Source organism: Monashia sp. HAY1-5C (assembly GCF_056755255.1).
In genome coordinates this window covers 1-10,238 of the sequence record NZ_JBPGXG010000153.1, presented here as the reverse complement: position 1 = coordinate 10,238, position 10,238 = coordinate 1, and the positions used below count along the sequence as shown (strand labels likewise).

10 protein-coding genes are annotated in these 10,238 nt (G+C 73.8%); 7 read left to right on the top strand and 3 right to left on the bottom strand.

Features of this window, described 5'->3' with window-relative positions:
• Positions 1–115 precede the first annotated feature (115 nt).
• Positions 116–1,666, top strand: coding sequence for an Asp-tRNA(Asn)/Glu-tRNA(Gln) amidotransferase subunit GatB (gene gatB, locus ACR9ZK_RS18515; protein WP_481343433.1), 1,551 nt, complete (start codon positions 116–118; stop codon positions 1,664–1,666).
• Positions 1,667–1,684: 18 nt separating this feature from the next.
• Here the strand turns inward: gatB and ACR9ZK_RS18510 are convergent, their stop codons facing one another.
• The gene (locus ACR9ZK_RS18510) at positions 1,685–2,815 is read right to left on the bottom strand and encodes a PQQ-dependent sugar dehydrogenase (RefSeq protein WP_481343432.1); all 1,131 of its coding nucleotides are present in this window, start codon (positions 2,813–2,815) and stop codon (positions 1,685–1,687) included.
• A gap of 101 nt (positions 2,816–2,916) precedes the next feature.
• The gene (locus ACR9ZK_RS18505; RefSeq protein WP_481343431.1) at positions 2,917–3,618 is read right to left on the bottom strand and encodes an MOSC domain-containing protein; all 702 of its coding nucleotides are present in this window, start codon (positions 3,616–3,618) and stop codon (positions 2,917–2,919) included.
• A 51-nt stretch (positions 3,619–3,669) separates the two neighbouring features.
• Between ACR9ZK_RS18505 and ACR9ZK_RS18500 the strand changes: the two genes are divergently transcribed.
• The 3 genes from ACR9ZK_RS18500 to ACR9ZK_RS18490 all read left to right on the top strand — a co-directional run bounded on the left by ACR9ZK_RS18500 (position 3,670) and on the right by ACR9ZK_RS18490 (position 6,099).
• A complete protein-coding gene (locus tag ACR9ZK_RS18500) occupies positions 3,670–4,635 on the top strand; it encodes a 2-hydroxyacid dehydrogenase (protein ID WP_481343430.1) in 966 nt (321 codons plus the stop codon).
• Between the two features lie 67 nt (positions 4,636–4,702).
• Positions 4,703–5,785, top strand: coding sequence for a WD40/YVTN/BNR-like repeat-containing protein (locus ACR9ZK_RS18495; RefSeq protein ID WP_481343429.1), 1,083 nt, complete (start codon positions 4,703–4,705; stop codon positions 5,783–5,785).
• Between the two features lie 17 nt (positions 5,786–5,802).
• A complete protein-coding gene (locus tag ACR9ZK_RS18490; protein WP_481343428.1) occupies positions 5,803–6,099 on the top strand; it encodes a MoaD/ThiS family protein in 297 nt (98 codons plus the stop codon).
• A gap of 11 nt (positions 6,100–6,110) precedes the next feature.
• Here the strand turns inward: ACR9ZK_RS18490 and ACR9ZK_RS18485 are convergent, their stop codons facing one another.
• Complete coding sequence (locus ACR9ZK_RS18485; RefSeq protein WP_481343427.1) at positions 6,111–6,725, bottom strand: TetR/AcrR family transcriptional regulator; 615 nt, start codon at positions 6,723–6,725, stop codon at positions 6,111–6,113.
• Between the two features lie 58 nt (positions 6,726–6,783).
• Here ACR9ZK_RS18485 and ACR9ZK_RS18480 point away from each other — a divergent pair, with 58 nt between their 5' ends.
• The 3 genes from ACR9ZK_RS18480 to ACR9ZK_RS18470 are packed head-to-tail and all read left to right on the top strand — an operon-like array spanning position 6,784 to position 10,077.
• Positions 6,784–7,434, top strand: a complete 651-nt coding sequence (locus tag ACR9ZK_RS18480; RefSeq protein WP_481343426.1) for a hypothetical protein — start codon at positions 6,784–6,786, stop codon at positions 7,432–7,434.
• Positions 7,431–9,494, top strand: coding sequence for a YhgE/Pip family protein (locus ACR9ZK_RS18475; protein ID WP_481343425.1), 2,064 nt, complete (start codon positions 7,431–7,433; stop codon positions 9,492–9,494). The genes ACR9ZK_RS18480 and ACR9ZK_RS18475 overlap by 4 nt, the downstream gene beginning before the upstream one ends.
• A gap of 58 nt (positions 9,495–9,552) precedes the next feature.
• Positions 9,553–10,077 carry a SixA phosphatase family protein gene (locus tag ACR9ZK_RS18470; RefSeq protein ID WP_481343424.1) on the top strand — a complete coding sequence of 175 codons (525 nt, stop codon included), beginning with the start codon at positions 9,553–9,555 and terminating at the stop codon, positions 10,075–10,077.
• Positions 10,078–10,238: the final 161 nt, after the last annotated feature.

Here is a 10,238-nt window from a genome sequence, read left to right as displayed (position 1 = left end):
GCCTCTACACCGTGGGCGCGGCCCTCGAGGCGGCGCTCGTCGACCGTTGGGGTGGCCCCATCCTCGACCGCGCGCCCGCGCTGGACGCCACCCCCGCCGTGAAGGGAGCCTGACGATGACGACCATCGCCACGGACGCCGTGCTCGACTACGACGAGGCCCTCGAGCGCTTCGACCCGGTCATGGGTCTCGAGGTGCACGTCGAGCTGCACACGGCCACGAAGATGTTCTGCGGCTGCCCGACCGAGTTCGGCGCCGAGCCGAACTCGCAGGTCTGTCCCGTGTGCCTCGGCCTGCCGGGCGCACTGCCGGTCGTCAACGAGAAGGCCGTCGAGTCGGCGATCCGCATCGGCCTGGCGCTCAACTGCGAGATCGCTGCCTGGTGCCGGTTCGCCAGGAAGAACTACTTCTACCCGGACATGCCCAAGAACTTCCAGACCTCGCAGTACGACGAGCCGATCGCCTACGACGGGCACCTCGACGTCGAGCTCGAGGACGGCACCGTCTACCGGGTCGAGATCGAGCGCGCCCACATGGAGGAGGACACCGGCAAGTCGCTTCACGTCGGCGGCGCCACCGGCCGCATCCACGGCGCGACCCACAGCCTCGTGGACTACAACCGAGCCGGCATCCCGCTCATCGAGATCGTCACCAAGCCGATGACCGGGGCGGGGGAGCGGGCCCCCGAGGTCGCGCGCGCCTACGTGTCGGCACTGCGTGACCTGCTGCGTGCCCTCGACGTCAGCGACGTCAAGATGGAGCAGGGCTCGATGCGCTGCGACGCCAACGTCTCGTTGCGCCCCAAGGCCGGCGACCCGACGTCGGTGGAGCAGGCCGCCGTCCCCTTCGGCACGCGCACCGAGACGAAGAACGTCAACTCGCTCCGCTCGGTCGAGCGGGCGGTCCGGTACGAGATCTCCCGCCACGCGGCGATCCTGTCCGGCGGCGGCTCGATCCTGCAGGAGACGCGGCACTGGCACGAGGACACCGGCGTCACGACGTCGGGCCGCACGAAGTCCGACGCCGAGGACTACCGGTACTTCCCCGAGCCCGACCTCGTGCCGGTCGCGCCCCCGGCGGAGTGGGTCGAGCAGCTGCGCGGCACCCTGCCGGAGAACCCCGCCGCTCGCCGCAGGCGACTCCAGTCCGACTGGGGCTACAGCGATCTGGAGATGCGCGACGTCCTCAACGCCGGCGCCGTCGAGCTCATCGAGCAGACCGTGGCCGCGGGGGCGAGCCCGGCGGCCGCCCGCAAGTGGTGGCTCGGCGAGCCGTCGCGCCGGGCCAACGCCGAGGCCCAGGACCTCGTCACCTACGCGTCGTCGATCGGCCTGTCGCCGGCCCACGTCGCCGAGCTCGACGGGCTCGTGACCTCGGGTCGGCTCAACGACTCGATGGCCCGTCAGGTGCTCGACGGGGTCCTCGCCGGCGAGGGCGCACCGACCGCCGTCGCGGACGCGCGCGGGCTCGAGCTCGTCCAGGACGACAGCGCCCTCGAGGCCGCCGTCGACAAGGTCATCGCGGGCAACGCCGACGTCGCCGACAAGATCCGCGGCGGCAAGGTCCAGGCTGCCGGTGCGCTCATCGGCCAGGTCATGAAGGAGATGAAGGGCCAGGCCGACGCCGGCAGGGCCCGCGCCCTCATCCTGGCCAAGCTCGGCCAGTAGCCACCGTGGCGGGCGGCCTCAGCCGGCCCCCACGGCCGACGGGGGCAACGACACGAGGCGGTCGTCCCCGCCGTTGCTCGTGACCAGCCAGAACCGGCCGTCGACGACGTGCACGTCGCGCACGCGTCCGTACGTCCCCTCGAGGTAGCGGGTCGGCGTGCCCGCCCGGCCGTCCGCGCCGACGGGCACGCGCCAGACCGACTGGCCCCGCAGCGCCGCCAGGTACACGGCGTCATCGGGACCGACGGCGATCCCGCTCGGCGACATCTCCGAGGGGGGCCACTGCGCGACCGGGTCGACATAGCCCGGCCGGCCGGCCCGGCCCTCGACCGCGGGCCAGCCGTAGTTGCCGCCCGGCCGGATGAGGTTGAGCTCGTCCCACGTGTCGGCGCCGAACTCGCTGGCCCACAGCCGACCGTGAGAGTCCCAGGCCAGGCCCTCGACGTTGCGGTGGCCGTAGGACCAGATCGGTGAACCACCGAACGGGTTGCCCGGGGCGGGCTGCCCGTCCCGGGTCACGCGCAGGATCTTGCCGCCGAGCGAGCCGAGGTCCTGCGAGTGCGAGGAGTCGCCGGCATCACCCGTACAGACGTAGAGGTAGCCGTCGGGACCGAAGGCGATGCGGCCACCGTTGTGGTTGGTGCCGCGGGGGATCCCCGACAGCACGACCCGGGGCTCGCCGAGCCGCCTGCCGTCCCAGGGCACGGCGGCGACGCGGTTGTCGCCCTCGGTCGAGTAGTAGGCGTAGACGACGGGAGTCCGTGCGACGTCGCCGGCCACGGCGAGCCCGAGCAGACCGCCCTCGCCGCCCGTGCGGGAGATCGGCAGCTCCCCGACGACCTCCGGCGCCCCGCCGGCGCCCGGCGGCGGCACCCGGTGCACGCGTCCGGTGTTGCGCTCGCTGACGAGGGCACTGCCGTCCGGCAGGACGGCGACCGACCACGCGATGTCGAGGCCTCCGAGGAGGGTGACCGGGCCGTCGGACTGGGCCACCGACGGTGCCACCTGCCCTGTCACCGACGGCGTGACCGACCCCGTCGCCGACGTGCCGGGCCCGCCGCCCGCGGGGCTGGAGCAGCCCGCTGCGAGCAGGGCCGTGGCGGCGAGGCCCGCGACGGTTCGACGGGACGGACGGGATCTCGGCGACATACGCCATTGTCACCCGAGGGTGTCCCCGAGCCGGCGCCCGACGCCGCCGCGTCAGCGCGCGTCTGCCCACCTCAGCACGCGTCAGTGCACGTCAGCGCACGTCAGCGCATCTCGGCGCCGCGTCGGCGCAGCGTCCCGACGAGGTCGGCCTGCACCTCGGCGTCGACGACGGCCGCCTCGACGACGCGGCGCGTGGCGTCGAGGTCGCCGGTCAGCGCCCGGAAGAGGGTGAGCAGGTCGACGTCGTGGTCCGGTCGTTCGACGAGGACCGCGTCACCGGTGACGATGCGGCCGGGGACCGTCACCGACAGGTACGCCCCGGTGCGACCCGCCTCGGTGAAGCGCCGCACCCACCCGCTCTCGCGCATGTGGCCGGCGAAGGTGCGGCACGGGATGCGCGGCACCTCGACGCGCAGGACCGCGGTGCCGACGCGCCACACCTCGCCGACGAGGGCGTGGGTCGTGTCGAGGCCCTCCGTCGTGAGGTTCTCGCCGAACTCGCCTGCGGCTATGGGCCGCCCGATGCGCTCGGCCCACCACTGCTGGTCCTCGCGCGGATAGGCGTACACGGCCTGGAGCCGACCGCCGTGGTGGCGCGGGTCGCCGATCTCGTCACCGACGACGCCGCTGCCCAGGCCGCCGCGCTTCGGCCCGGGGTCGCGGACCTCGACCGCCGCCGTGGCGCTCTTGTCGATGGCCGTGGCGTCCGCGGTGGCGTAGGACCGCGCCGAGCGGCGTCCCACGTTGACCGACAGGACGCGTCCTGTCGGCACGTGCAGGCGGGAGGCGTCGGGCGGGACCACGGCCCGGAGCCTAGTCCGGACCGCCGCGAGGTGCTGGGTAGCGTCTCGGGCATGAGCACCGAGCGACTCGTCGTGTCCGTCCCCGAGCAGGACTACGCCGACCGGCTGGCCGACCTCACGGCCGACGGCCGCGTGGAGCTGGTCGTGTGGGACATGCAGGAACCGCACCCGCGTGGCGCGGAGATCCGGCTCGCCGTCGTGCCGTACATGACGCGACTGCGGCTGGCCGACGTCACGCCGGGGCTCGAGAGCCTCGAGGCGCTCCAGCTGCAGAGCGCGGGATATGAGCAGTTCGCCGACGAGGTGCCCGAGGGCGTCGCGCTGTGCAACGCGGCCGGCGTCCACGACGCGAGCACCGCCGAGCTGGCCCTCGCGCTGGCGCTCGCCTCGATCCGCGAGGTCCCCGAGTTCGCCGCCGCGCAGGCGCAGGGCGAGTGGACGCCGCTCGTGCTGCGGCGGTCGCTCGCCGACCGGCGCGTCCTCGTGCTCGGCTACGGCCACATCGGCCGCGCCGTCGTGCGCCGGCTCCTGCCGTTCGAGGTGTCGGTGACCGCGGTCGCGAGCCGGGCCCGCGCCGGTGACGACCTCGTCGAGCAGGTGCACGGCATCGACGAGCTGCCCCGTCTCCTGCCGGACCACGACGTCGTCATCGTCGTCGTCCCGCTCACCGACGCCACGCGCGGGCTCGTCGGCGCCGAGACCCTCGCCCTCATGCCCGGCGGTGCGGTCCTGGTCAACGTCGCCCGCGGACCGGTCGTCGACACCGACGCGCTCGTCGCCGAGTGCGCCTCGGGCCGGCTCCGCGCGGCGCTCGATGTCACCGACCCGGAGCCGCTGCCCGCCGACCACCCGCTCTGGACGACGCGGGGCGTGCTCGTCACCCCGCACGTCGGCGGCGCGACCGACGCGATGCGGCCCCGGGCGGTCGCGCTGGTCCGCCGGCAGGCCGAGGCGCTGCGTGACGGACGCCCGCTCGACAACGTCGTCGTGGTCGGGGGAGCGTCCCGCGGCGACTGAGCACGTCGGCCGGTGGCACCGCGCGTCGACCCTTGTCGCTGTCGGTGGGGTAGTGGACACTGTGAACATGACTGAGACCATCGTCGCCATCGGCACGCGCAAGGGGCTGTGGGTCGCCCGCAGCGCCGACCGCGCGGAGTGGACCCTCGAGGGCCCGCACTTCCTCATGAGCGAGGTCGCGTCGGTCGCCGTCGACACCCGGGCCGGCCGGACGAGCGTCCTCGCCGGCGTCAAGTCGTGGCACTGGGGCCCGACCGTCCAGGTGAGCACCGACGCCGGACGAACGTGGACCGAGAGCCCCGACCGGGCCCTCGCCTTCCCGACCGACACCGACACCGCGCTCGAGCGGGTCTGGCAGCTGACTCCCGACCCGAACGACGACGACGTCGTCTGGGCCGGCGTCGAGCCGCACGCGCTGTTCCGCTCCACCGACCGCGGCGAGCACTACGAGCTGGTCCGCGGCCTCTGGGACCACCCGCACCGGCCCAAGTGGGAGCCGGGCTTCGGTGGGGGAGCCGTCCACACGATCGTCCCCGAGGCCGGGCACCCCGAGAACCTCCTCGTCGCGATGAGCGCCGGCGGTGTCTACCGGTCCAGCGACGCCGGCCAGACGTGGGCGCCCTCGAACCCCGGTATCCGCGCGTACTTCATGCCCGACGACGAGTACCCCGAGTTCGGCCAGTGCGTCCACAAGGTCGCGCGGGGCAACGGCGACGGCGAGCTCTACGCGCAGAACCACAAGGGCGTCTACCGCTCCGACGACAACGGTGCCACCTGGCAGTCGATCGCCGAGGGCCTGCCCACCGACTTCGGCTTCACCATCCTGGCGCACCCCCGGCGTCCGGGCGTCGTGTGGAACGTCCCGGTGGCCGACGACGGTGAGCGCATCCCGCCGGGCGCGCAGCTGCAGGTCCAGCGCTCCGACGACGGCGGCGCCCACTGGCGCATGCAGGCGCAGGGGCTGCCCTCGGACAGCTACACCTGTGTGCTGCGCGACGCCGCGTCCCTCGACACCGCCGACCCGGTCGGGGTCTACCTCGGCACCCGCAACGGCGACGTCTTCGCCTCGGCGGACGAGGGCGAGTCCTTCCAGCGCATCGCCACGCAGCTGCCCGACGTCCTCGTCGTGCGCGCGGCCCAGGTCGGCTGAGGGCGGAGGGGTTCGGCATGAGCGTCGCACCGGTCCGAGTCATCCTGCCCGGCATGCTCCGCGACCTCGTCGGGGGAGTGTCCGAGATCGAGGTGGAGTCGCCCGGCGGCGGCCAGAGCGTCGCCGAGCTGCTCGACCGCGCCTTCGCCGAGCACCGCATCCTCGACGGCAAGGTCCGCGACGAGCGCGGCCACATCCGACGTCACGTCAAGGTGTTCGTCAACGGCGAGGATGCGACGCGGGGGGACGGTGTCGCGACTCCGGTGCCCGCGGGAGCGCGGGTGCACATCATCAACGCGGTCTCGGGGGGCTGAGGGAGCCCTCGTCAGGCGTGCATGCCGAGCAGGATCGGCAGCACGGTCCGCTCGAGCTCGCCGACGGCGAGCGACCTCGGCTCGACGAGACGCTGGGTCAGCGAGCCCTGGGTCAGGGCGATGGCGACGCGGACGAACAGGTCCGTGGGCATCGGCAGGGTCAACCCCTGCCGTTCCACGGCCTCGTCGACGACGGCCACGAGCTCGTCACGGACCCTGCGCTGCTGGGCGGCCCAGGCCCGCCGTGCCCCGGCGTCCCGGATGGCGTGCAGCGTGAACTCGGTCGTCAGCACGACCCAGCGCTCCTTGCTGCGGCTCTCGTCCGCGAGCGCGGCGAACACGTCGCGCAGCACGTCCTCCGCGGCGGCGTGCTCGCGCTTGCTCGCCCGTCGGATGCGCTCGACGAGGTCCTCGGCCTGGCGCCGCGACAGCTCGAGGACGAGGTCGTCCTTGGAGGAGAAGTTCGAGTAGAAGGCGCCACGGGTGAACCCGGCGCGCTCACAGATGTCCTCGACGGTGGCGCCGTGGAAGCCGCGTTCGGCGAAAACCTCGCTCGCGGCTTCGAGGACGCGGTCGCGGGTGGCCTTGCGTCGGGCGGTGATGCGGGGCTCAGCCGGCGTGCTCATGCCGCAAGGATACGTCCTCGAATTGGATACGAGTGCGTATCGGATGCATACTCGTATCGTGACTGCTTCAGAGGTGGACCCCAGCCCGGCGCCGGACCTGCGCACCGTCGTCGTCGACGACGTGACCGTCGCGGGCATCCACGAGCCCTTCGTCGAGCACCTCAGCTTCGTCGCTCCTGCCGGCGAGGTCACGGTCGTCGCCACCGACCCCGGCATCCCCCAGGTCGCGCTCGCCCTCGCCATCGGTGGCCGCGTCGACCTGCTCCGGGGGCGGGTCAGCCTCGGCGGGGCGTCACGGCTGCCCGACCTGCAGCTGCGGACGCGCCTCGTCGACGTCGCGGACGTCACCGCCCCGGAGGAGGCCATCACCGTCCGGGCCGTCGTCGAGGAGGAGCTGGCGCTCGCCGAACGTCCCGCCTCCCGGGCCGCGGTCGCCGCGTTCCTCGCCGAGCGCGACCTCACCGACCGCGCCGGCCGACCGTGGGAGCGACTGCCGGCGGGGGTCCGCACCAGCCTGCTGCTCGAGCTGGGCGCGCTCCACCCCCACGTCCGCGTCCTCGTCCTGGCCGGACCCGAACGGCACGGCGGTGACCACACCGTCTGGTTCGAGACCTGCCGTCGCCTCGCGGCGACCGGTCTCGTCGTCATCGTCCTGACCACCTCTGCGACCGCCGCAGCCCTCCCGTCCACGAAAGAGCTCACGGCATGAACCCCTTCCGTCTGGCCGTCGCCGAGCTGCGACGCCTCACCTCCTCGCGCCTGGCCCGGCTCGCCCTCACGGCGCTCGTGCTCATCCCGACCCTCTACGGCGGCCTCTACCTCTACGCCAACCACGACCCGTACGGCGCCTTCCCCCAGGTGCCGGCCGCGGTCGTCTCGGACGACGCCGGCACGACGCTGAGCACGGGGGAGACGCTCCAGGTCGGCGGGCAGGTGGCCGACCACCTCGTCGACTCCAGGTCCTTCGACTGGCACCGTGTCTCGCGGGCCGAGGCGATGCGTGGCGTCGACGACGGCCGCTACGCGTTCGCCGTCATCCTGCCCCGCAGCTTCTCGGCCGACCTCGCGTCGACGGCAGCCTTCACGCCGCGCCGGGCCACGGTGGTGCTCGAGACCAACGACGCCAACAACTACATGACCTCGATGATCGGCAACCAGGTCATCAAGCAGGTCACCGCCTCGGTCGCCCGCGAGGTCAGCCGGACGGCCGCCAGCAGGCTGCTGCTCGGCTTCAGCCAGGTCCACGACCACCTCGTCGAGGCGGTCGAGGGCTCGGAGCGGCTGCGGTCCGGGGCTGCGAAGGCCGACGCCGGCGCCCACCGGCTCGCGACGGGCGCCACGAGCCTGGCCGCCGGACTGCACGACCTGTCGTCCGGGGCGGCGCGGCTCGCGACCGGCATGGGCCGGGCGGCCGCCGGGGCCGACGACCTGCAGGCCGGCGCCGCGCAGCTGGTCTCCGGCCTCGGGACCCTGCAGGCGCGCACCGCGGACCTGCCGTCCCGCACCGCCCGGCTGGCCGATGGCGCCGAGCAGGTGGCGGCCGGCAACCGGACCGTCGCCGGCTACGGCATCCGAGCCGCCTCCGCGTCGAGCGAGCTCAAGCGACGCCTCAGCGCCGACCGCACCGCCCTGCTCGCCGCGTTGCGGACCCAAGGCCTGACCGATGCCCAGCTGTCCCTCGTCGACTCGCGGCTCGGTGCCATGGCGGGTGACGTCGACCACGCCGACGCCACCATCCAGAGCGCCTCCGGCGACCTCGTGCGACTGTCCACGGGCGCCGACCGCGTGGCCGCCGGCGCCCGGGCGCTCGCGAACGCCACCCCCGCCCTCGCGGAGGGCATCAGCCGGGCCCGCTCCGGTGCGGTCCGGGTGCACGACGGCGCGGGTGCGCTCGCCGGTGGCCTCGACGCCCTCGGGGCCGGGGCCACCAGGCTGTCGACCGGCGCGGCCGAGGCCGCGTCGGGCGGTGACCACCTGGCCTCGGGCGCGGCGTCGCTGGCGTCCGGTCTCGACACGCTGACCCGCGGAGCGACCGACCTGCACGCGGGCCTCGTCGAGGGTCGCGACTCCGTGCCGGACCCGAGTGAGGCCCAGCGCAGGGCCATGGCCGAGACGATCGGCAACCCCGTCGGCGTCTCCACGGGGTCGCTCTCCTCGGCCGGCTCGTACGGCGCCGGCCTCGCGCCCCTGTTCATGAGCCTGGCCCTCTGGATCGGCGCCTACGTCCTGTTCCTCTTCGTGCGGCCGCTGTCGCCACGGGCGCTGGCCACGAGCCAGCGCTCGGTGCGCACCGCGCTCGGCGGCTGGCTCGCACCGGCGATCGTCGGGCTCGCGCAGGTCGCGGCGCTCGTGCTCGTCGTCAGCCGCGGCGTCGACATCCGGATCGCGCACCCCGTGCTCGCGTTCCTCTTCCTCTGCCTTACGTCCCTGACGTTCGTGGCGATCCTGCACGCGCTCGCCTCGCGCCTCGGCGCCGTGGGCAAGTTCCTCGGCCTCGTCCTCATGGTCGTGCAGCTCGTCAGCGCGGGTGGCACCTTCCCGTGGCAGACGCTGCCGGCGCCCTTGCAGGCGGTGCACCACGTCGTGCCGATGAGCCACGCCGTCGACGGGCTGCGTCGGCTGCTCTACGGCGCGGACCTCGGGCCGGTGCTCGGCTCGGTCGGCGTCCTCGCCCTCTACCTGCTCGTCGCGCTCGCGGTGTCGACGGTGGCGGCCCGCCGGTCGCGGATGTGGACACCCAAGCGGATCAGGCCGGTCCTCGAGCTGTGACCCACGGGCGCCGCCGCGCGGGCTGACAATGCCGTCGGATCACGGCATGCTCGGTGACATGAGCACCGCCGCCCGCGAGAAGACCCTCGTCCTCATGCGCCACTCCAAGGCCGAGCAGGTGCCCGGGAAACCGGACCACGACCGGGAGCTGACCGACCGCGGCCGCCGCGACGCCAAGGCCGCCGGCGCCTGGCTGCGTGCGGAGGGCCTGGTGCCGGACCTCGTCATCTGCTCGACGGCGGTGCGCACGCGTCAGACCTGGGAGGAGGCCTGCCACGGCGGCGCCCAGACCGAGTTCGTCGAGTACCGGCGCACGGTCTACGAGGGTGGCCCGCAGCAGGTGCTCGAGACCGTCCGCGAGGACGCCGGCGACACCGCGACCGTCCTCGTCGTCGGGCACAACCCGACGACGGCCCACCTGACGACCCTCCTCACCGAGGGCGACGGCTCGCGGGAGGCCCACGACGCCCTCGCGGCCGGTTTCGCGACGAGCGGCCTGGCCGTGCTGCGCTACCAGGGGGAGTGGACCGACCTCGAGGCCGGGTCGTGCTCGCTCCTGCGCTTCCACGTCAGCCGGGGCTGACCGCCACGCCGCGCCGGGACGACGCGTCGGCGCACGTCCGACCACTGTGGTCGGGAGCTGAGATGCCGTGTCCACCCAGCGGACGGCGTCCTATGCTGCCTTCATGACGCAGACGCCCGACATCAAGCCCCGTAGCCGCGACGTCACGGACGGTCTGGAGA